The organism is Paenibacillus sp. HB172176 (genome assembly GCF_011947265.1).
Classification (GTDB): domain Bacteria; phylum Bacillota; class Bacilli; order Paenibacillales; family Paenibacillaceae; genus Pristimantibacillus.
This window is the reverse complement of the sequence record NZ_JAATHD010000006.1, coordinates 18,031-41,627: the sequence shown is the minus strand read 5'-3', so window position 1 is coordinate 41,627 and position 23,597 is coordinate 18,031. Positions and strand designations below refer to the sequence as shown.

The 23,597-nt window shown below is 52.6% G+C and carries 11 protein-coding genes; all 11 read right to left on the bottom strand.

What is annotated here, in order from left to right:
* Positions 1-13: 13 nt before the first annotated feature.
* The gene (locus HFP08_RS10445; protein WP_168120549.1) at positions 14-835 is read right to left on the bottom strand and encodes a carbohydrate ABC transporter permease; all 822 of its coding nucleotides are present in this window, start codon (positions 833-835) and stop codon (positions 14-16) included.
* Positions 832-1,719, bottom strand: coding sequence for a carbohydrate ABC transporter permease (locus HFP08_RS10440; protein ID WP_240941272.1), 888 nt, complete (start codon positions 1,717-1,719; stop codon positions 832-834). The genes HFP08_RS10445 and HFP08_RS10440 overlap by 4 nt, the downstream gene beginning before the upstream one ends.
* 94 nt (positions 1,720-1,813) lie before the next feature.
* Positions 1,814-3,151 carry an ABC transporter substrate-binding protein gene (locus tag HFP08_RS10435; protein WP_168120548.1) on the bottom strand — a complete coding sequence of 446 codons (1,338 nt, stop codon included), beginning with the start codon at positions 3,149-3,151 and terminating at the stop codon, positions 1,814-1,816.
* 303 nt (positions 3,152-3,454) lie between these two features.
* Complete coding sequence (locus HFP08_RS10430) at positions 3,455-4,576, bottom strand: glycoside hydrolase family 88 protein (protein WP_168120547.1); 1,122 nt, start codon at positions 4,574-4,576, stop codon at positions 3,455-3,457.
* 22 nt (positions 4,577-4,598) lie between these two features.
* The gene (locus tag HFP08_RS10425; RefSeq protein ID WP_168120546.1) at positions 4,599-6,179 is read right to left on the bottom strand and encodes a GH39 family glycosyl hydrolase; all 1,581 of its coding nucleotides are present in this window, start codon (positions 6,177-6,179) and stop codon (positions 4,599-4,601) included.
* 23 nt (positions 6,180-6,202) lie between these two features.
* Complete coding sequence (locus HFP08_RS10420; protein ID WP_168120545.1) at positions 6,203-9,244, bottom strand: glycoside hydrolase family 2 TIM barrel-domain containing protein; 3,042 nt, start codon at positions 9,242-9,244, stop codon at positions 6,203-6,205.
* A 161-nt stretch (positions 9,245-9,405) separates the two neighbouring features.
* Positions 9,406-10,452, bottom strand: coding sequence for a dienelactone hydrolase family protein (locus HFP08_RS10415; RefSeq protein WP_168120544.1), 1,047 nt, complete (start codon positions 10,450-10,452; stop codon positions 9,406-9,408).
* A gap of 40 nt (positions 10,453-10,492) precedes the next feature.
* Positions 10,493-12,625 (bottom strand): glycoside hydrolase family 36 protein, encoded by a 2,133-nt coding sequence (locus tag HFP08_RS10410; RefSeq protein WP_168120543.1) that lies wholly within the window; start codon positions 12,623-12,625, stop codon positions 10,493-10,495.
* A gap of 130 nt (positions 12,626-12,755) precedes the next feature.
* Positions 12,756-18,620: an S-layer homology domain-containing protein gene (locus tag HFP08_RS10405; RefSeq protein WP_168120542.1), complete on the bottom strand. Its 5,865-nt coding sequence runs from the start codon at positions 18,618-18,620 to the stop codon at positions 12,756-12,758.
* A 77-nt stretch (positions 18,621-18,697) separates the two neighbouring features.
* Entirely contained in the window at positions 18,698-21,817 is a 3,120-nt protein-coding gene (locus HFP08_RS10400; protein WP_168120541.1) for a heparinase II/III domain-containing protein, read from the bottom strand.
* A 99-nt stretch (positions 21,818-21,916) separates the two neighbouring features.
* Entirely contained in the window at positions 21,917-23,545 is a 1,629-nt protein-coding gene (locus HFP08_RS10395; protein ID WP_168120540.1) for an ABC transporter substrate-binding protein, read from the bottom strand.
* Positions 23,546-23,597: the final 52 nt, after the last annotated feature.

Genomic DNA, 23,597 nt, shown 5'->3' with positions numbered 1-23,597 from the left:
CTAGCCTGATACCCTATCCTTTGATCGCTCCCGATGTCATGCCCGAAATAATATAACGCTGACCAATTGCATAAAGAACTAGCGTTGGCACCGCGACGAGCATTGCGCCGGCAAGCAGCAATTCATTATGATTGGAAAATTGTCCGGTATATTGGAAGAGCAGCAGCACAATTCCCCATTTGTTCGTTTGGGTAATGAGATAAAGCGGAATAATAAAATCATTCCAGCAATTCACGAAATTAATAATAAGCGCCGTCACCGTTACCGGCTTCAGAAGCGGAAAGATGATGAAGAAAAATCTTCTTAGCGGTCCGGCGCCGTCAATGGTAGACGCCTCGTCCAGCTCCCTTGGCATGCCGCCGATAAAGCCGTTGTAGAGAAAAATAGTAAAGGGCATCAGCTGCGAGGTATACAACAAAATCAAGCCGGTATAGGTGTTGATGAGATGAAGCGATTTAATGAAATGGAATGTTGTCACCATATTCATGGGAGCAATCATCCCAATAACGAACAAATTGAACAGAATGCGATTCAACAATGATCTTCTGCGAATCATAATATAGGACGCAAGCGAGGCGAGTATGCACGTAATCGTCGTCGCACCAGTCGTATAGATAAAGCTGTTGAGAAAGGCGCGCGGCATATTGCCATTCTGGAACACCTTCGCGTAATTATCGAAATGAAAGACGGATGGAAGAGCAAGCGTCATCGTCTGAACCTCGGCCGAGGATTTTAACGAATTGACGAATACGAAATACAACGGTACAAATATGAGCAAGGCCAATAGCCAGAGCGACACTTCCGCTATGCGCGCAGCGATTCGGTTCCCGTTCATGTGACATCAACCTCAAATCGTTTGAAAATGCTGTTCACAATAAAATAAGAGATCGTAATGACCAGGAAAAGAATTAAGCCCATTGCTGTTGAAAGGCCATAGCTGCCCTTCGAGAATTCATTAAGAATGGTCACATTCAAAACCTCGGACGAACGTCCCGGACCGCCGTTCGTAATCACAAACACCAGATCAAATACCTTCATGCCGCTGATCATGCCGAGCAAGGTGCATATGACAAACGCCTGATACAAATACGGACAAACAATATAAAACAGCCTCTGAAAGGGACCTGCGCCGTCAATTTCCGCCGCTTCATAGATTTCTTTGGGAATCATTTGAAGCGCGGCGAGAAAGATCGCCATGGCAAAGCCGGAGGCCCGCCACACCTCCACCGTCGCAATGGACCAGATCGCCAAATCCGGATCTGCAATCCAGGCATGCGTCAGGTCACTCAGGCCGATACCGTTCAAAATGGCGTTTATCAAGCCCTCCGGGCTGTATATTTGCGAGAACATAATGCCCAGCAAGACGATAGGCAGCGTAATCGGCATATAAAAAATAGCTCGTAAGGCCGTTTTCGTTCGTATCTTTTCATTAAGCAGCAGCGCCAGAAATAACCCGAACACAATTTTCAACACCGTCGTATAGACTGTGAAAATAAGGGTATGAATCATGACCGGCAAGTCGCCCGACGAGCTGCTGAATATTTCTCTGAAATGATCCAGCCCAATAAATTTCATAGTCTGCGAATAGGCGTTCCAATTCGTAAAGGAATAATAGAAGCTGGTAAGATTGGGCCCCAGGAAAAAAACAACATAAATAATGGCCGCCGGTATAATTAAATATTGGGGATACATTCTCTTCTCGATCTTGTTATCCTTCATGGTGCATCCTTCTCCTTAACCTATGGAAAATGCCCGCTGCTGCTGTTGCTCTAGCCAACGCGGGCATAAACCATCTCATTTCAATCGCCCTCTTCTAATTTTCCTGCGCTTCGAACAGCTTGATCCGATCCTTGTCGATCGCCTCTAGCACCTGCTTGGCGCTCTTCTGACCGAGCAGCAACTCGATGATATAATTGCCGATGCTGTTGCCGTCCCAGAATTTGATGCCCGCCTCCATAACCGTGTTATTCGTGCCGTCCGAATTCGAAATCAGCGATTTCTCGATATCAGCTTGAACCGGCTCGAAGGCTTGGAACGCCGGGTTCAAATTAACGCTGGCGTAATACTTCTCCAGCACCTCAGGTCTGCTGATGTAAGCCAGATATTGCTTTGCCGCATCGATATGCTTGCTGTTTTTGTAGATCGTGCGAATGATCGTGCCATCATACACAGCCAGCATGCGATTGTCGCCAAATGGCGAAGGAAATGCGCCGTACTTGCTGAAATCGAAGGTGGAGCCCGATGCTTCGCTCTGAACATCGAAGGTGGCCGGTATCATGAACATCGCATATTTGCCGCTTTCCAGAGAATCAAGACCTTGCGTGAAGGTGTTGGAAAGCGCGTTATCACCGAAATAGCCCTTGTCGTACATCTGTTTGTATTGTTCGAGGAACGTCTCCAGCACCGGGCTGTCGGCGAATTTTGCCGTATTGTTGTTCAGCCCTTCGAAGAATCCCGATTGATTCTTGTCGGCAAGCGGGCCTGAAAGCGCGAGCCAAATTCCGGAATGCCATGTATCCTTCAGCGGCTCGAAGATTGGCGTAACGCCGCTTGCCTTAATTTGAGCGCTCACCTCCATGAATTGCTCGAACGTTGTCGGAGCGCTCAGCCCCAGCTTCTCGAAAATCTCTTTATTGTACATCACGCCCCAGCCGCTGTCGCCGCCGGAGGGATTCCAGCCAATCAATTTCCCGTTATAGGTTCCATTTCTCTTGGCGGCTTCCGTCATATCCTGCACCCAGGCTTCTCCGCTTAAGTCAAGAAAGTTTTCGTCAGGAAGAAATTGCGCGGAATTCGCTTCGGGCCAGACAAGGCTGACATCGGGCGCGTCTGCCGCAGCGAGCTTTGTTTTCAACACACCGGCATATTGATCCGCCGGATAGGTCTGTATATCGACCTTAATGCCGGTCTCCTTGGTGAAATCGGCAATAATCTCCTTGTCGATCGGGCGAAGCCAGGAATCTCCCGCCGCCGTCGCCAGCGTAATCGTCACATCTTCCTTCTTCGTGCCTTCTTGTGCATTAGTCGCTTTGTTTCCGTTTTCATTTTGATTGTTCGCATTTCCGTTTCCGGATGAATTGCTGCATGCAGACAGCAGTCCAAGCAACATGACGCATGCAAGTAGCATGACTGTCCAGTTTATCTTTTTCATCAGTGAGAAACCCTCCTCTAATTTTCAAACCAACAAGCATGTAATGAAAGACTGCAACTCTTCCGGAAGAGTTCTTGCGAGTACAGTTTCATTGTATGAATATTGACCAGACAAGTAAATGTACATTCCTTTTCGGTCATGTGCAAATTTTTAACCGTGCTTTCCTTCAAGTTCAACTGAAGCCTGGGCAGAAAGTCTGTATGAAAAAAAACGATGAAGTCTGTTCGGCAGACTTCATCGTTTCTTCTGTGCTTAGAACTTCGCCATTATTCTATTGAATCCGCCCTTCATTGCAAGAAGCAATTACCAGAGCAGCTCATGCTGATTCCGCAAACGCATGATCGCTTCAATCAGGAAATAGTCGCCGTATATAATGGGAACGCCGAAGTCGCCGTTCCTGCTGTGATAAGCCGCCGTGCCTCCCGCTACAATAGAATCCTGGGCTTCATTCCAATTGCAGAAGCGTTTGTCAATGGCTTGCAGAATGTGTACTGCGGCTTCACGATACAGCGGCTTCTCCAATTCCGGGACACTCTCCGCGAGCTCAAGCAGGCCGCAGGCCGCGCAGGTTCCGGCGGTTGAATCCCAGTAGCGCGGTTCTGACGGCGCCCGAAAATCGACAAGCGGCACAAAGTTCGTTAAGGATACATTGGCAATGAAATAATGGGCAATCTGCTTGGCGGCATTCAGATAGCTCTGATCCCCCGTATGTCGATAACTAAGCGCGAAGCCATACAACGCCCAAGCTTGCCCGCGCGACCACGACGAGCCGGTTTCATAGCCTTGGCCGCCAGGCGCTGCAACAAATTCACCCGTGTTCGGGTTCAGCTCAACAATATGATTGGAGGAACCGTCCGCTCGTATCGCATGCTTCAGCGTGGAATCGGCGTGAATTCTGGCTATCGCGGCAAAACGCGGATCCTTCGTCTCCCGGCTCGCCCAATAGAGCAGTGGAATATTCATCATGCAGTCGATAATCATCCATGAGATGAAAGCGTCGTTCCAGGCACGAATATAACGACCGTCAGGGTTATATCTGCCTGCGAGCAGAGAGGCTGCGTGAAGCCCCCGCGAACGGGAGGCTTCATTCCCCGTTAATCGGTAATTGGCAACAGATGAATGCAGCCACATAAAGCCGACGTCATGGTGCAAGCCCTCAAAGCCCTGGAGAGCGGCATCAAGCTTCCTCTCCACGCCCTCCGCTGCCTCTTTGTATTTGGCTTCCTTCGTCGCATGATACATATGCCACAGCATCCCCGGCCAGAAACCGTTCGTCCACCAATACATATCCGTCTCTGCCTTATCCTCCTGATAGACGCCATCCACCGGAATGTAAGGAATCCGGTCGCCGACGCGGTCGCATTGCGCCGACATTTTAACCTCCAGCTTGCTCCATATATCATTCAACCAACGGTTCTCATTCATGTTGACAGCATCCTCCTATTATTCAGCCCTCTACCGTCTCTGCTTCTTCCAGAATGGCAACAGCCCACGCCGATAACGTCACATCAATGGTCAATACGCCTGACGCATCCGTCTCGAAGGTCATGCGGCGAAGCTCATCCGCATGAGAAGACAATTGCCGCACTTGCTCTTTCGACGGCGAGTTCGGCATTCCCATTTCATTCCATGCCTGTATCGCGACGCCATGCTCGCGATCGAGAATCCGGAGCGTATATTCCGCATGCGCGGGCAGCCCTTCCATGCGCAATTGGAATTGCTTGTCCGCTCCGGCTTGCTGAGCCTCCCGGGCAATGGCTTGATCCGGGTACATCGACATCGGGACCGTGCTCCGATAATCCTCGGGATAATGATACAATAGCGCGCTTAGCTTTCGATCATGCGTGCGAGTTACAATTATGCCTTCCTCGCGGGCAAGCTCCTCCTCGCCCAGTCGATTCAAGAAGGCATAGGCATGGTAGGTCGGCTTATGAATGCCTTGCAGGTTTATGAGCCCGAAGCCGCCATGAAAGGCGGTCGGCCCCGCCCCCACCTCCTCGAATACATCGGTAAATACCCAGTAGGACAAGGAATCAACATACCTCGAGACTGCAAGATTCGTCCTGACCACATAGGCTGCCGCAGGCAGATAATCATGACTGTAATCCCTGGAGGACGGACTGCTGCTCCATTCGGTCAGATGGATTTCGGCATTCGGATAGGCGCTGGCGTCAACCACCTTGCGCAGCCATAACACATCATCCAGCGTTGCGTCTTTGCAGCGGGAGCGTCCGCTCGTTTGCCCATGTCCGTCCAAGGCGAAATCCGTCGGATAAGGATGAGTCGAGATAAAGTCGACAGGCAGCCCTTCCTTTTCGCAGAATTGAAGAAAATCTTCAATCCATACGCCCTTCCAGCTCAATGTGTTCAAATCATCCGTCTGGAAGGTAAGATGAGCGTTCACATCCTCCTTCTCGCCATCAAACCTGGAATCCGGCACGAAATTGCTTGTTGCGGGTCCTCCGACGCGAAGATGACGATCTATCGCTTTAATCGTGTGCGCCGAAATCTCGTAAAGCTTGAAATAATCCGTCTTGGTTCCGTCCCAGAACGGCCTAAGATTCGGCTCGTTCCAAATTTCGAAGAACCAGGTTCTGACCTCTTCCTGTCCATATCGTTCAATCCAGTGCGTGACGCAGCGTTGAATAAGCTCCGCCCATTTCTCGTACTGCTTCGGCGGCGAAATATTGCCCTTCCACCAAAATTGCGTGCTGTCGGTCGAAGCCAGATCATACGGCATAAACCCAAATTCGACAAAGGGCTTTATCCCGTTCTCAAGCATCGAATCGAATAATACATCCACATATTGAAAATTGTATACAGCTTGACCGTCCACGAGCTTGAATACATGCATATCGTCATGCAGAAGCCCATGAAATCGCAAATACTTGAAGCCGCAGGCATGTACAGCGTCCCTCAGATGCCGCTGCCAGTCGACGCGAAGCCCTTCATTCGCGCGGCCGGCTCCTACGCAGACCGACCAGATATGATTAAGCTTTGACGCTTCTCCTTGAAATTGCACCTTCATATTCCGTTCCTCCTGTTTTTCGATTACTCATCCTCTTTGCCAATCGGCCGCATAGTCAGTTCATAGACAAACGTCTTGTCCGACATCCGATAAGGGGGAGCCAGCTCCGGACCGACCGAGCCCGAGCCAACGCCGCTCATTTTGTAATCCAGATAAACAACCGTTTCATCTCGAGGCTTCAATCGGCAAGCATGCGAGGCAGCCTCGAGATCATGCGGCGTAAAGCGAGAAGCATTCAGAGAAAACGAGTTCTTCGCAAGGAATTGAAGCCCCATGCCTTGAAGATTGGAGACAATTGCCCAGCTCGTTCCCACCCGAGAGCCATTCTCCTGCGGCACCACATAATTTTCGAACATATCCTCTACCTTTTGTTGGTACCTGGCTTTACGCGCATATTGACGCTTATCAAGGTAACATTCCCGCGGACCGTAGCCATAGTATTCCACCTCGCCATAGCCCTTGGGCATGACCACGCATAGACCGAAGCGAGGCAGATAAGCGAACTCCTCCTTCACTTCCGCTTCCGTTCGCATCGTAATGGAGCCATGGGCATCCACATCCCAGAACAGCTCGCCCCGCACAACCGGGAATCTGCTCACAGCAGCCAGCGAATATTGAACCCGGATGGACAGGCCTCCGGCCTTGGTCTGCTCCCACTCGCAATGATGAATTTTCGTCAAAACCCGATCGTAGCCTTGATCCTTCCACTTCCGAATAACGGGTTTGTCATTATCTACGGGCGCTCGCCAAATCCGCAAAGCCGTTGGTTCAGCCAACAGCTCCACGCCATGATAAGATATCGACCGAAAGGCGCCGAGAGAAGGCTGAAATTCATAGTTGAAGTTATGCCCGCTAATGGTCAGGACGTCCTCGTTATGGGAAAGCTTTAACTCGCGTACAGGCTTGGCGCTTGCAACAGTATTCCAATCGTACTCCGCCTCTTGCAGACAAAACTGAGCAAATGCCACCTCATGACCAAGCTCTCCCCAGTCCATCTCCTTATTCAAGCGCATAGAAATCGTCAACAGATATTCCTCGGCTCTGGAAGGCGGCGCGGCGTACGGCAATGTCAGTCGGCAGCTCTCGCCAGCCGGTACGGAGAGCTCTGGAATCCTCCCTTGCTCGACCAATTGACCGTTCTTCTCCACCTTCCAGAACAGGCTGACATGAGATAAGTCTCTAAAATCATAGAGATTCGCCACGCTTATCTCTCCGCGCTCCAGATTAATCGCCTGCAATTGAATAGGCGCCAGCACCTGCTTCAACTCCAATAATCCGCTGCGCGGATTAAGCTCCGGATCAACCAATCCATCTATACAGGAATTGCTGTCATGAGGGTACTCGCCGAAATCGCCTCCATAGGCATAATAAGCGGTTCCGTCTTCCGCAGTGGCTAACGCGCCGTGCTCGCGCCACTCCCATACACATCCTCCCATCAGCTTCGGATACTTATTCATTACATCCCAGTAATCTTGCAAATCCCCTGAGCTATTCCCCATGGCATGGCTGAATTCGCATAGAAATAAAGGCTTGCAATTGCTTTCATCCTGCGCGTAGGCTTCCAGCGCTTCTACTCCGGCATACATTTTGCTTTCCACATCCAGACAAGCCAGTTGCCTGTCCTTGTGCATGCTAGCGCCTTCATAATGAACCGGCCTCGATGCGTCTCGAGCTCTTGTCCATTCCGCCATTGCAATGTGGTTCTCCGCACAACCCGCTTCATTCCCCATCGACCACATCACCACGCTTGGATGATTCTTGTCCCTTTCAACCAATCGAACGGCGCGATCTATGAATGCCTCTCGCCATAAAGGATCGGCGCCGAGCAACTGAATGCCTCGATCTGTGAAATCGCCATCGGCTCCATTCCCGTGCGCCAAGCCGTGGCATTCCAGATCCGCCTCGTTCACGATATAAAATCCGTATTGATTGCAAAGCTCCAGAAACCTCGGATCATTCGGATAGTGAGAGGTGCGAATGGCATTAATATTATGGCGTTTCATAATTTTTAATTCCTCAATCATTTGCTGAAGCGGAACGACAGCTCCGAGCTCCGGATGAAAGTCATGCCGATTGACGCCTCTCAGCTTGACCGGCTTTTCGTTAATTCGGAATATCCCCTCATCCACGGAAATTTTCCGAAAGCCGACCTCAAACCGCAGCACTTCCCGATCGGCGTACACATACAGCTCGTAGAGATACGGTTCCTCCGCGCTCCACAATCTCGGTCGTTCAACCTTCATCTCAAGCTCACATTTCCCGTCAGCAATAGCCGTTGTCTCCGCAATCAATTGGCCGTCAGGCTGCCGCAGCTCCGCTCTCACCTGCATCAGGGAGCCGCTTGTCTCAATCTCGGAATAGAGCGCGGCTTCTCTCAGTCCCTCATTGAATTCAATCCGGTTAAAGACATCGCGAATATGATTTTTCTCCCGAGCGAGCAAATAAACATCGCGGAAAATGCCCGAGAAGCGCCACATATCCTGATCCTCCAGATACGTTCCGTCGCACCACTTCAAAACCAGCACCGCGATTCGATTTATTCCCTCGCGGAGATACGGAGCGATTTGAAACTCGGCCGGCATGCGGCTGCCCTGACTATATCCGACAAACGCGCCGTTAATCCAAAGATAGAAGCAAGAATTGACGCCTTCGAACACGGCATAGGTTTGTTTCTCGCTCCATGCCGCCGGCAATTCGAAATCCCTCACATACAAACCGGCGGGATTGTCATCAGGCACATGGGGCGGGTCGCAGGGAATGGGATAATAATAATTAACGTACTGCATTTGATCAAAGCCGTTCGTCTGCCAAGAGGAAGGCACCTGAATGGATGACCAGTCGTCCATGTCAAATGCGTCCCGATAAAACTCCTCCTTCACCTCATTTATGCTTTTGTAGTATTGAAATTTCCAAGCCCCGTTCAAGGCTTGATAATAGGCGGAATTGCCGCGTTTATTGCTCGCCGCCGATTCCGAATCCGAGAATGGAATAAAATGCGACCGGGGTTTCTCTCTGTTCAGATGAAGAATGCCCGGATTCTCCCAATGCTTTGCAATGGCTATCATAATGAATATGCCTCTCCTTCCATCCGTCTGATATGTTCATTATAGTCTCAGCCCTTCTGCGCCACAGGCAACGAAAGAGACAATATACTGGACAGAATGGACATCTCGTCATAGCCGTCACCTCTTCTCCAAGTATATAACTCTGCAATTGCCAGCGCAGATTAAGAATGATTCTTCGTAATCGCAAGCTCCTTGACAAGCCAATCAAAGGAGAACCGGCCGCTAACCTCATGTTCGCCAGGAAATAGATCCCATCCCAAACTATTCTCCGCTCCTTCGCCGCGATAGATCTCCTGAAGTTCTTGAACCGCTTGCCTGAAGCCTTTCGCTGGGAAGATGGGATCCCTCTCTCCTGATTCAAGAAACAAAGGCCGCGGAGCAATCAGGCCCATGAGCTCGGGCAATTCAGCGGCGGACAGAAGTCCCGGTACATAATTGCATATGCAATGAAAAACCGACAAGATGCTGTCCTTGAACGTGTTCGGAAATCCGATCAGCACCGCAGCTTTAATCCGCCGCTCCAGCGCGGCAGCCATATAAGCAATAAGCGAGCCTCCGGAGAATCCTACGATACCGATTCGCTCCGCATCAATGTCCGGCAAAGCTGCCGCATAGTCGAATACGCCGAGCATTTCGGCAACGCGCAGGCCGGCGAGCGTCTTCCCGTGCAGCAACAGCTCGGTGGACAAGCGATAACAGGAGCTTGGCGCATTCGGGTTCTCATCCAGGTCAGCCTGGAGTCTGCGTTCGCCGAAGCCGATTACATCCGGGGCAATAACGACAAAGCCTCGACGAACCAACTGCAGCGCGAAATGACGGTAGATATCCCCGGATCCCGTATCCTCCTCACCGTCCTCCTTCATTCCGCAAATCTGCCGGCTGCCATATCCGTGACCATGAACGGCGATGACCGCGGGAAGTCGCTCCGAAGCGCTAGCGCCGACCGGTCGAAGAATATAGGCCGGGAAGCTTAGCCCCGCAACTGCGCCCAGCTGGACTCTCTCTCTGGTATAATCACCGTATGCGCGCTTTTCCTCCAGCCTTGAAGCCTCAACTTGTTCATTACGCTCGAATTCGTCCAAAGTTTGCTGAAGGGCCCTCCTTAATGCCTCCCGGCGTTCTTCATTCGAAGAAGACCTGCGATTGCGCAAATGATCCTCACTTGCCTGTGTATACAAATGGCTTAAAAACGCATCCCCGTCTCTCATTCTAAATTCCTCCCGCTAATCTAATTTCATATGCTGCGCTTTATGCGTACGTGATTTCCAACAAACGGGCCATAGCTGGTCGCGGCAGCTTGATTCGAAGCATTCCCGTCGACAGCTCGAGCTTCCAGGAAATCATGCTGTCCATGAACGGATAAGCACATCGAACATCAATAATGCCCCCTGGAAGATTCCGGAGCGGAATTATCTGCTCATCTGCACCGTCCAATCTCCATATGGCCACATAAGCGCATTCCCGGGCCTTCATCCCAAGGCAGAGCCAGTCGTCGCCAAAGCGCGGAATGCCCAGCGGCCAGAATGGCACCGCCTCCGATAGCCTGGATCTTATGGATTGATAATAGGAAATGCCCTCGCGGACGAGATCGAATCTTCGCGAATCCAGCGCGGCCAGATGGCCGCTCTGATGAATGCGCAACAGCATGGCGTTCGTCATGTTGAAGATCGTTTCTTCTTCATCTCCTTCCAGCAACGGATACGACCAGACGGCCGCTTGCTCGGGCAGCAATGCGGTCGGCGAAGCTGCGGCAATAACGGCCATCTTGCGGGCGTCAGTCTGATCGCTTATTGAAGCGACGGGATGTCTGCGAAGCATGGCGTAGTCAAGACGCATTCCCCCGCTGCTGCAATGCTCGATAACGAGATTCGGATACGCAATCATGATTTCGTCCAGCCATGCCAGATACGCCCGATTATGCTGCAGGAGACCCTCTCCGAAGCTGTCTGCTTCCCTCTCCGTTCCTATTCCAATATTGATATTGTAATCCATCTTGATATAACCGACGCCATAATCCTCCGCCAGACGGCGAATGACGGCCGTTGCGTGCGCTCGCACATCCGGGTGCCGATAATCCAACTGGTAACGTCCGTTGTCGATTACTCGTTTGCCATGCCGCATGAAAAACCATTCGTCGGGAACCGACTCCGCCAACGGACATTGAATACCCATGACCTCCAATTCAAGCCACAGTCCCGGTATCATTCCCCGCTCGCGAATCCGGCCCAGCACCTCTTCAATGCCGCCCGGGAAGCGAGCCTCAGACGGCAGCCACTCCCCAACGCCGTCCCACCACTCTCCGTCGGCGTACCATCCTGCGTCGATGCAATAGATTTCGCAGCCCGCAGCAGCCGCGGCGTCGACTAACGGCAAGATTTTGTCTGTTGTAGGGTCGCCGAACAAGCAATTCATGAAGTCGTTGAAGATGACCGGCTTGCTCTTCAAATCCCAGTGGGAACGAACGATGATTCGCCGATATTTGGTCAGCTCCTTGGCAGCCTCTTCAAGGCCTCCGAATACAGACCCGATTGCAGCCGGAACCGCTTCGAACGAATCTCCCGGAAGCAATTGCTTGAACCAGTGGTTCTCTTGCTCGGTCGGACCTCCGACTCTGAGATACAGATGGCCTTCGTCTGTCGAAGCATCGTCATTCAAGCGATGATAATGGTCGCCGATCTCCCAGTGCCAGGATCCATTGTGCTCGATTTGCCAATACAACGATGTGCCCGTTTGTTCGTTCTCCAGGCAACCCATGGGCAAATACTCCGCGCTGGACCACGTTCCATTGCTGGTCGCCGTTATGCGCTTCAACGTAAACCGGTTGACTGGCGTCAGGCCGAGCTGAGGCAGCGAGCAGGATCGCCACTGCATTTCGCCGTACCAGGAATGATGCGGAATATGCAGGCGCATCTTCTCTCCCCAACTGCCGCTTCCTTCTTTGGCAAGCCCGTTCAATGCAAACGTCGAAACATATTCCACCCCGATCGGAAGCGTTCCTGTGTTGGTCAAAGTCGTATGCGCTTTAACAATGGGAAATTGCGTGTGGAATTGCATATGAACCGCAGCCAGCAATCCGGTAGCAGGATCTTCCATACGAATAGACAGCAACGTCCCCTCTTCATTCTTAACGCGTGTATGCTCACGATACAGCAAACGTTTGCCGGGCAAGGTTTCAATATGCTTGGAGCCATGATGGGCAGCTTTGTTCTCTCCGGCAAGCTGCACCTCGATTAATCTAAACTTGGCCGCTTGTTCATCCCCGCCTACGAAGGCTTCATCGAACGGGAGAACGGACATATGAAGAAGTCGAACGTCGCCGCTGCCGTCTACCTCGATGACGACATGCAGCCCTCCTTCATGAACTTTAATGACTTGCTTCATACTTCTCACTTCCTGGATCATAGATTCTGTCAAACTTCATTATGGCTGTTATTACAGGTGCATGCTCTGTCGGGAATTAAAGACGGGCAGGAAAGTTGCTTCCTGCCCGCCGTCTTCTTAACGGATTCTGTTAAAACTTCAACATACGGTATAGGATAAGCGCGGCTTCCGCGCGCGAGGCATGCGACTTCGGCTTGAATGTGCCGTCAGGCGAACCCTGAATCAAGCCTGAATCCTGCAAGCTCGCTACAGCGTCGCGCGCATAGCCGGAAATTTCCTCCTCATCAACGAACGCGGAGGAAGCATTCGAGTCGCTCAGACCCAAGGCGCGATGCAGCATCAAGGCCATATCCTCACGCGTAACGGAATCTCCGGTTCCGAATGTGCCATCCTCTCTTCCGTTCACAATTCCCGCCTCGTAAGCGGCGGCTATCGCATGATCCGCCCAGCCTCCGGCTGGAACATCCGAGAAGCGGGAGGACGCGTCGCCCGTAGCAGTCAGCCCGAGCGCCCTCGTCAGCAGCGCGGCAAATTCGGCGCGGGTCACTTCGCCCGACGGATCGAATTGCGCTGCGGTTCTGCCCGTCGTAATGCCGCGGGCCGCCAGCGCTTCAATGCCTTCTTCGGCCCAGAGCGCATGACCCAGATCGGCAAAATTCACTTCAACATAGCCGAGTCCAAAAGTACCCAGACGGCCTGGCTTGACATGCGCGATTCCGCTTGCGGAATCGTACATTCCGTTCGCGATAACTCTTGCCTGATTGCCCTCCACTTCATAGACGACAAGCTGATGGGCGCGCTCTGTCGCGCTCGCTTGGTAGGGAAGCTCAATTATTAACGATTTGCTGCTTTTCGGCAGCGGCAAGGCAACGCCATCCAGCAGCGCGGCAATCTCGACAAGCGGATGAGAGCCAAGCTTTCCTCGAAGGGCAAGGCTTAGCGTATCGGTATCGACGAGACGAAGCGATAATGTCAGGATTCCAGTGCCATCGTTCGTCCATTCAGCCAGCAAGTCGGAATCAATCTGAATAGATGCCATGCCGCTCTCCACACGCAGCCCCGCGCCTGCTTTGGCGACAAACGCCCCCGCTTCGGCAGGAAGCTCCAGTCGAATCTCCGGAGAATCGCCGTCATACTCAAGCTTCAGCGTAATTCTCTTGTCCGCCGAGGCCAATACCTGCTTCACTTCGTCCAGCGACACGGACGCCCTTGCTGCTCCATCCTTGACGGGCAGCTTCGAAATCGACAGCACGCCTTCTCCCTTATCAACATTCACGCTTGAATCGGTATCGTTGCTCGAGCCGTTATTGACCGGGGGCGAACCCGTATTCGGATTACCCGAATTCGGCAACGACAAGGCCACCGAATAGGACTCCGTCAAATCCCCGCTAGTCGCTTGCACAACCAGCGTCGAAGTCGTTATCTGCGAAGCCGTTACCGTAAGAATTCCATTACTGCTTATACTCGCGCCCGTCGGATTTCCTTCCAGCGACCAGGATACCGTTTCGCCGGAAATCGCATCGTTATACGTGTCAATGACCGCGGCCTGATAATTGGCGTTAACTTGTCCGACAGTCGTAAGATCAAGCGAAGCGGCTCCGTTAATCTCGATCGAGGCAGGAGCGCCATCCGGCAGCGAAGCAGGCTTCAGAACAAGCAACTCACCGGCAGGAACGGAAAGCGCAACGATTCCCTCATTGTCAGCGCTGTAGCTTTCGCCGCTCTGAACATTAATAAGCGATTCGCCGGCATCCACCGTTACAGCTTGCTCCGACGCTCCTTTGTTGGCTGCAGCGACGATCCACTTGCCGTCCTCCGTCGCAAGCCTGAACAAATCGACGTCAGCTGATGCGGAGGCAAGCTGCTCCGTTTGCAAGCCCTCCTGTCCCTTCTCCTTCGGATAGAGCACGGTAAGGAAGTTTTCGTTCGTTCCCGCCTTCACGCGCACATAGTTCAGTTGCTGCGCTCCGTCGACGAGAGGAGTGAGCGGCGTGCTGCGTCCCCATTCCTGGGTAATCTCTGCGCTTTCCGGAAGCAGGAAGGTTGATTCCAGATCCATATCGTAATGGCCCACGGATTCCGCCTTGTTGCCTTCAATTGTCGTTCCGACAGCCGCTATCGGAAGATTGAAGATCGTGCCGTCGGTCGCGCCGGCGATTTGATCCCAGACAATATAGGCGTTAATGCCGTTCTTCACATACAGCATCGTTCTCTTCTGCGTGCCCGCGCCTCCGCCGTTGCTAACGGTGGTGCTCACCTTGTCGAGTCGCGGTCCGGCGCTGAATTCGCCTGGCACGCTTGTCGTCGGGGTATTGCTGTACCCGGTTCCATTCTTGAATTGAACCGTGCTGTGCGAGGAAGAGCCCACATACCAGTTTTTGCTGCTGTCGAAGTAGCCCTCGATGCTCGGGTCCATCACCAGCGGAACGCTGTTGGCGTAAAGAATGAAGGAGCCCTGATCGAAATGGCCGTGCCCCAGCGCCGTCTCATTGGCAACGAAGGCAAGGTAACTCTCGTTGTCTCGTTTGAAGTTGTTGCGGAACAAGTAGAGACCAACATCCTTGTACGTATCCGATGATTGCAGATCAATCCTCACATTGTTCGGATTGTCGAAGGCGCCTGGCGCGAAGAAATGCTCCAGCGCGACAGCCTCGCCGTTGAAGCCCGATATCGGCTTGCCCGCTCGCACCCATGTTTCATACATTTGCGCGCCCAACTCGGGATTCTGCTGCGCAACTTCATTGTAATAGATGCCGAAGTAGGAGAAATCTCCTCCCCCGGTCAAGAAATGATCCCCAATATCCGGCGTTCCGATTTTGTTATCGAAATACTCGTAAGGAGGCGTCTGAACATCGAGATTATATTGGAACATCTTGCCGAGCTTCGTCGATTTGAACCAATCCTCGCCGGTTGAATTGCGCAGCGCCTTGGCATAGCTGGAGAAGCGCTGCTCCGCCGAGATCATATACCGAATCGATTCCGGCCAGCTTCCCGAATCATTGAGCATATACTCAAGCTGTCCAGCCAGAAGCTGCTTGCCGTTATTCAGCCAGGTAATGGCGTGAGGCAGCTCCGGGAACGCCATCGCCAGCATGGAGGAACCCGCCGACATATCGGTCTGCCAGTTGCTGGTGTTCGCTTGCGCATCGTAGAGGCTCATCTCCGAGCGATCTCTCAAGTCGCTCAGATAAGGAAGCATATATTCAAGCCTGTCGATCAGCGTCTGATATTCCTCGGCCGAGAACACGCCGGCATCCTTAATCAGCGTATACGCCGAGGCGACGGAGGCCGCGATGCGTCCTCCCTGCACCGCACCGTACGCGTCGATGCCGTAAGGCCGCTGATTGTACGCGTACCAGGTTTCCGTGCCCTGCAGGAAATCGTTCAGCGTCCATAGAATCCGGTATTTGGCCTTCTCCGCGTAGGAAATATCACCGGTTACCGCATAGACAATCGCATCCGTCTGCATCGTTAATCCGAAATTCAGAATCAGACTCGATTTGCGATCGGTCTGCGAGGTGTATTCGCTGATCACGCTGTCGTTTGCATCCTTGAAGGTCAGAATAACCTGAACTCCGCTTGCGACGACGCCGTCAAGCTTCACCGAATAGGAAAGTGTATAATCAGCGCCTCCCGTTATGGCAATAGGCTGATTGTATACCCATGAGCCTTGATCGGAGGCTGTGGGATTCTCGATATACACTGACTTCTGTCCGTCGCTCGCGTAATTCGTCCGGCTCTCCCAGCTCATGACAGGCGATCCTTGCTCAGCGACCCCCTCCCAATTGTCCGGCGTTGTCGTGCCCGACTCAAAGCTCGCATTCGAGATATCGACCGTGCCGGCAGTGCTGGAAGGAACGATCTTCACATTATCGAACCAGACGTGACCAAGCGGTCCGTCGCTCTCGTTGCTCGCAGCCGGAAGGGTGACGCGCAAGCTTGCTGACACCGCTCCTGCCGGAGCCGTAAAGTTCTGATTGCTAATACCGCTCCACATCCAATAGTTCTGATTCAAGGCTTCATAATCCGGATTTTCTACCAATAGCTGATCCAGATCCTCGATTTCTTCTAGCGTCATGTCATCCGAATATTGCTTGACCGTATCGAATTGCTCCTGCAAGGCCGGAATCGATTCCACCTTGTCCTTCAAGCTTTCGATCTCTTCCGCCGTGAAATACATATTCGACAGCGGCTCGACGGAGCTTCGCAGAACAACGCTTTCCCTCAGCTCCTTCTCTGCATCGAGCAGTTGAACAAGAGCAAGCGCAATTGGTCTGCGAGCGCCGGCTTCGATTGCCGTCTGCGCCTGCGAGATTGCGCTGGCGACGGCGCCAATTCGGTCCGCTGGATATTGTCCAACCTCCTCGCCCGGCGTCGCCCTGTTCAGCAGCTCCTGAGCAACCGAGAGAATGTAGCTCGCCTTGCCGTCCAGATCAATCATCACATTCTGCTTCTGATACCAGACAAGTGCGATCTTGAGACCGTATTGCGAGCTGTCGTAGCCGCTAACCATAGAATTGTACTTGATGGCCCGCTGAATATCCTCATCGGGGCGCGGCTTTAGGAAAGCTCGATTTCGCACGAACGGAATGGAATAACTTCCATCCAGTACTGCTTCAGCATGATCAATCTGATCCTGCAGCGCGAGCTTGCTGCCTGCCGACACATATTCCGGCTCGATTAGCAGCGCCGCCTTGGCCTGCCACACCAGATCGACCAATTCCACGCGATACATGGAATATTCCAGCTTGTTCGCCTTGGCGTCAATCACAGTATCCGAGGTGACCGCGCTTTCAAAGAAGTCGCTGCCTGCCTTCACCAAATCTTTGACGGCCTTGCTCCAATTACCCGCCTCATTGTCATAAACCTGCTGCGTCACCGTAATCTGGCTGACGAATTCATCTCTCGACGCCAGCGGATATTGACCCGGCTCCGTCCCCGCCGATGTCTTCTCAAGCTCGTTATTGGCGAAGCTCAGAAGACGTCCCAGCGATTCTCGCTTGGAGGCTGTCGCTTCCTCCGAGTCTTCCTCCAGAGAGGCATAGCCGTACAGCTCAATCTCCGCCACGTTGAGACATTGATAGGTCGGACTGACGAAGCGAATATACCGGTAAGCGGTCTCATTCGGCAGATCGACGGTCGTCCACTGCAAGCCGTTATCGGTCGTTACCATATGCAGCAAATCCCAATTCTCCCCATCGTTCGATCCAAGAAACGTCGTGTTCACCATCCGCTGCGTCCAATTCGGACGCGGATAATAACGAATCTTCTTGACCACCTTCTCCCTGCCTTGGCCGAAGTCCACTTGTGTCCAAGCGTCCGACGCATTCCACACATCCGGCCAGCTTTCGAGATCCTCGTCCCAGGCCAGAGCGCCGGAGCCATTGGAATCGGCATACGTCACCTCGGTCGGCGATGTATCGAATTTCACCATTTTCCCATGTCCATATAGCTCAATCTCCGCAACGTTCAAGCATTGGTACGTGGGGCTGACGAAACGAATATAGCGATAAGCGTTCTCGTTAGGCAAATCAACAGTGGTCCATTGCAAGCCGTTATCGACGGTCACTTCATACAATAGATCCCAGCTCTCTCCATCATTGGAGCCCAGAAACTTCGTATTGACCATCCGTTGCGTCCAGCCTGGGCGCGGATAGTATCTGATTTGCTTGACTACTCTCTCTTTACCGTCCCCGAAATCGATCTGAGACCAGGCCTCCGAGGAATTCCATACATCCGGCCAGCTCTCGATGTCATCGTCCCAGGCCAAAGCTCCCGAGCCATGCGAGTCAGAATAGGTTACGCCCGTTGGCGAAGTATCCAGCTTGGCATACACCGACGAGGTGACCGACGTTGATTCGCTCGTCGTCTCGCCTGAAGACGTATCCCCGTTGTCCTCCGCCGAGGCCGCTCCTGCGCCAAACGAGAAAAGCTGCGCAGCAAGCAGCGTGACGAGCATTATTTTCGCAAAAAAAGATGATCGCGTGGATTTCATTCCAATCGTCCTCCGTTTCAAATGCCGCATCGGCTGCGGTCAAAATTAACTGCTGCAAGAGCTCTGTGCTGTCAAAGTTATGGTCGACCCAGCTCGCAAAGGAATCGCTTTCCTTCGTGTGTCAGCCATAAGGTTTCTCCTTCAAGCTCAGCTTCCAAGGGACAAGCCCCCCTCCGCTTCGGATGTAGCACAGTCAGGAAGCCTTCACGCGAGTTCGCCGTTGCTCTCACATAATCCAGCATGCACGAACCGTCAGACGAGCGCTCGAAGAACGGCGCGGCGCGTCCTTTCTCCAGCCAAATCTTGCGAACAGGAGAGAGAAACGTTGTCTCCAGATCGATTCCATACGCCCCCTCCGAGTAAACCCGATTCCCCTCAATCGAAGAATCGCGAGCTGCCACCGGCAAGCTGAACAGAACATCTCCTTCAAAGCCCTCGATTTCGTCGCGAATCACATACAAATCGGGCGCGACCAAATGCCAGAGTGTTCGAATATGTCTTCCGCTTCCCTCACCATTCTTAATTTCAATCGCAATGCGCTCTACCTCTTCTTCAATTTCGCAATAGAGAACCTTGCTTGTTCGGGGCACGTCAACCCAGCCTCGCTCAAGACTGAACGTTCCCGCTGTCAGATTAATGAATCCACTGCTTCTGCTCTTAGTGACTTGCCGTTTCGCGGCAAACTGCACGCAAGCATGCGAATAAGAGCTAATATGCCAGCTGGTGCTGTTGTCGAAATACCCTTCGATCCCGGAGTCCATCACAATCGGGACGGAATGCTTATAGAGAATAAAAGATCCTTGATCGAGATGGCCGTGCCCAATCGGCTTCGGACTCGAATGAATGGCGAGATAGCTCTCGTCTCCGGTACCGAATCCCTTCCGGAACACATAGATGCCGGCTTGCGCAAGCTCGTTCGTCGACTTCAGGTTCAACCTGCAGCCGCCGTTCATCTCTCCAGCCGTTAACAGATTGTCGAAAGCAACCGCTTCGCCCCAAAAGCCCTTGCGCGGCTTGTCCGCCAAACGCCAGGTTTCAAGCATTTGCTCCGCCAATTCCCTATCCACTTCTTCCATTTCACCGGCGTACATGCCGAAGCACGCAAACTCTCCCCCGCCGCCCAGCACATGATCGCCGAACGGCGGTGTGCCGATGCGATTGTCAAAGTAACGATAAGCCGGAGTTTGCACCTGAATGCTGAATCCGAACATTCGGCCAAGCGGCGTTGTCTTGAACCAATTATCACCCATCATATGGCGGGCAATTCTCGCATAACCGGCGAATCGCTCAAGCGCGGCATGATGATAGCGAATCGATTCCGGCCAGGAATGATCCGCATTGACATTAAGCCGCAATTGGGACTCCAGCACCCAATGCGCATTGTTGAGCCAAATCAGCCGGTTAGGGAAATCATCCAGCGCCAACATGATCATGGCCGTGCCTGCGCACATGTCTGTCTGCCAGTTGCTGCTTCCTCGTTGCGCCTCTTCCATCGTCAGCTCGGTTCTGTCCCGCAAATCAAGCATATAGCGCAGCATATAGTCAATCAGCGCATAGAATCGCTTCTTCTCCTCAGCCGTGAAGATGTTTGCTGAGCGAATAAGCGAATAGGAGACCGCCACGCTGCACAGCACTCGTCCGCCTTGAACCGCGCCGTAGGAGTCGCTTCCCTGCGGACGTTCATTCGTTACCAGCCAGTGCTCGGCGCCTTGGCAGAAATCGTTAAGCGTATAGAGAATCTCCTTCTTCGTCTTGTCGGCATAATGCATGTCTCCCGTCATGGCATAACGGATCGCATCGCATTGCAGGGTCAGCAAGAAGCAGGAATTGGGCAGGGATGACTTTCTGTTGAATGAATAGACGAACTCCTCTAGCAGCTCGCCTCTCTCATCCTTGAAGCGAAGCACGGCTTTCAGCCCCGAACGAAGCTTCCCGTCGAGCTTGGCCGCGAACGTAAGCGTATAGCCTGCGTCGCCGGCAATTTCGAAATCCTCTGCCGTCGACCAGGCGCCTTCGTCGTCTGCGGTCGGATTTTCGATATAGATTGATCGCCGTTGATCTCCCGCCGCATAGTCAAAGTCGATCTGCGAGGAAGGATTGACTCGATCGACCGTAGAACGATCGCCTCCGCCGCAATAGGGATATCGATCCTCCCACCGAAGCACGGGAAAGCCTCGGAGCGCTTCGCCTTGCCAGTGAGCCGGAGAATCAACGCCTTCATCAAAGCCGCCATTCCGCAGAGGGAGAATACCGCCGACCGCCGAGAGAATTTGCACATTATCAATCCAGACATGCCCCAATCCCTCGCGCTCATTATTAGCTGAAGGCAGGATGAACGAGAGGGAAGCGCTCGCAGCGCCTTCCGGAGTCGTAAAATTGACAATCTTGTCCGTAGAGCTCCAGAGATAGAACGCTTCATTCGCATGAGCGTAGTCGATTGTTTCCGTCATCATAAGCGAGGAGGCCTGCTCGATCTGCTCCAGCGTGTAGCGATTCGAAATCTCTACGATGCGTTCATATTGCTCGCGAAGCGCGGCATCGCAGCGAACGGTTTCCTTGAGCCGCTCCATCCCTTCCTGCGAAAGATACAAATTAGCGCTTGACTCATCATTGCGACGGAGCCTGCGTGAATGCCTGAATTCCCGATATCGATTCAGGCATTGTACGACGGCCAGCGCCAGAGGCTCGCCGGCAACCTTTGCAGAAGCATGAGCGGACAGAGCTTCCTTCGCGTGCTCCACCGCATGCTCAAGCCTCGTTCCTGCCGCCTTGTCAAAGCTGCCGACTTCCTCGCCCCATGTCGCCGCTTGCAAGGCCGTCTCCGCTTGGCCGATAGCCGCATGAGCTCGATCTCGCAACCTCTCTGCGCCTCCATGCATCATATCCTGCTTCTCGAACCACTGAAGCGCCGGCTCCAATCCATACTCATGATGCACCTGCCCCTCGGGCAGATAAGAAGGCGTCATCGTGTAGCGCCTCGTCGCGAAGAGGATCGCTTCTTCATCTCGCGGCGCGAGGAATTCGCGACTGCGGACGAAGGGTTTCTCGGCCCCCTCCAGAGCCTTCCGCGCCTCGTCAATCATGTCTATCAGAGCGAGATGCGCGCCGTCGGTGTAATAAGGCCCGCGAGCCTCTGCCAATTGCTCTGCCCATTCGACCAACTCTTGCAGTTTGACGCGTTGTGATGATGCTTGCATATTATGAATCCTCCCTTGCCTGCCTGAAGAAGAAAGCCATGGGCTCGCTCATGTGCAACATGAAGTCCCATGGCCTCTTTTTTAAATCATGCGCGTGTATTAGTTGCTTCCGCCAGCGTCGAGGAAGGCTTGAACCTGCTTGATCAGCTCCTGACGAACCTTCTCCAGACCCAGCGCTTCCATTTGCTTGTTAACCTTGGCCGCCGTTTCCTTCCAATTCTTATCCATACCGTTCTTGAATACGGGATCAACAGCTCCGCCAACCGGTCCGATTTTGGCTACTTCCGACTTGACCGGTTCCACATTAAAGGTAAATCCGGACAGCGGCTGCAGATAATAGGTGCTGTTCTGAGATTGATAATCCAGAACCTTAAGCGTCGCTTCATCGTTATTGCCGTTAATACGGGACATTGTGCTCCATGTAAACTCATAAGAAGGGAACAGATAGTTACTGGTCTGATCCGTCATCTTATAGTAGCGATCGCCGTCCTTGGTCCAGTGCTGGCCTTCAATTCCGAGCTCGATCAGGTCATGGTTCTCCTGACTGCTGAAGATCCAGTCGAACAGCTTCATGGTGCGGTCGATATTCTTGGACGTCACTGGAATGACAATATCGTTCCACGCCTTGTAATCGGTTCCAATTGCTCCCTCTTCCATATTGCGAACATGCGAATTATAGATGAAATATTCAATATCCGCTCCAGGGACTGCGGACTTCAGCTTCTCGCGGGTAGATGCGGCGCCGCCGATTGTTCCTTCCGAGGCTGCCGACTTGCCCGAAGCGAACAACGCTCCATGATCCTTCTCCGACAGAACATCCGTCTGGATATACTTGTTCCATTCCACGTATTTGTCATATTGCGGGTAGAAATAATAAGGATCGTTGAACGGAGCTGGCAGATCTGCGAATTTATCCGCCGAATCGCCAAGCGTCACAGCACCTAACACCTTCTTGCCGTCGTCAGACAGCACGACGTTAAACGCTGGAGTTGTCCCCGAGATCAGCTTGGCATTCGTGAGCTTGTCCTCCAGATTGAACATCTTGTAGAAGCCGCGATCTCCCTTATTGCCCATTGGAATCATGTTCTTCTCGTTCTTCATGACATTCTCCAGATAAGCCTGGAGATCATCGTAGCTGTCAATCGGATCCATGCCGTACTTCTCTCTCAAATCCTTGCGGATATAGACAACGTCAATATCGTAGAATGCGTTTGTAAGCGGTATTGCATAAATATGGCCGTTAATCTTATTCGCGTTCAGGAAATCCTCCGAGAAAGAAGCCTTCAAGCCGGGATATTCGTCATTGTTGAAATACTTGTCCAACTCCTGGTAATAGCCAAGCGAGACATTCTGGTTCAACGTCATCCATGGCGCATCGAAGGCTGCGTCCACCGTCTCGCCTGCTGACATCTTCAGCGTCAGCTTCTGCTTGTGATCGGCATTTGGATTAAACTCGAAATCCAGCTTTGTGTTCAAGCTGTCTTCCGTCTGATTCTCGAATTGATCAATTACCTTGTCCAGATCCGCCGGACGGTCGCCGAATAACATAATCTTCAAGGTGACCGGATCCAGCTTGCTTCCAGTGTCGCTAGTTGCCGTCGCCGAGCCGGAGTTGTTCGGAGCCGAATTGTTGTCCTCCCCGTTGTTGTTGCCGCTGCAGGCTGCAAGGCCTGACGCCATTAACGTCAGCGCAAGCGCAGATGTCAACGTTTTCGAAATTGCTTTCATCTTTGTAATTCCTCCCTTTATATACTTGAACAGCTTCTATACTAAACCGCCG

Coding starts and splice junctions, on each gene's coding strand:
- HFP08_RS10445 (WP_168120549.1), bottom strand. CDS start 835: ATGAACGGGAACCGAATCGCTGCGCGCATAGCGGAAGTGTCGCTCTGG.
- HFP08_RS10440 (WP_240941272.1), bottom strand. CDS start 1,719: ATGAAGGATAACAAGATCGAGAAGAGAATGTATCCCCAATATTTAATT.
- HFP08_RS10435 (WP_168120548.1), bottom strand. CDS start 3,151: ATGAAAAAGATAAACTGGACAGTCATGCTACTTGCATGCGTCATGTTG.
- HFP08_RS10430 (WP_168120547.1), bottom strand. CDS start 4,576: ATGAATGAGAACCGTTGGTTGAATGATATATGGAGCAAGCTGGAGGTT.
- HFP08_RS10425 (WP_168120546.1), bottom strand. CDS start 6,179: ATGAAGGTGCAATTTCAAGGAGAAGCGTCAAAGCTTAATCATATCTGG.
- HFP08_RS10420 (WP_168120545.1), bottom strand. CDS start 9,244: ATGATAGCCATTGCAAAGCATTGGGAGAATCCGGGCATTCTTCATCTG.
- HFP08_RS10415 (WP_168120544.1), bottom strand. CDS start 10,452: ATGAGAGACGGGGATGCGTTTTTAAGCCATTTGTATACACAGGCAAGT.
- HFP08_RS10410 (WP_168120543.1), bottom strand. CDS start 12,625: ATGAAGCAAGTCATTAAAGTTCATGAAGGAGGGCTGCATGTCGTCATC.
- HFP08_RS10405 (WP_168120542.1), bottom strand. CDS start 18,620: ATGAAATCCACGCGATCATCTTTTTTTGCGAAAATAATGCTCGTCACG.
- HFP08_RS10400 (WP_168120541.1), bottom strand. CDS start 21,817: ATGCAAGCATCATCACAACGCGTCAAACTGCAAGAGTTGGTCGAATGG.
- HFP08_RS10395 (WP_168120540.1), bottom strand. CDS start 23,545: ATGAAAGCAATTTCGAAAACGTTGACATCTGCGCTTGCGCTGACGTTA.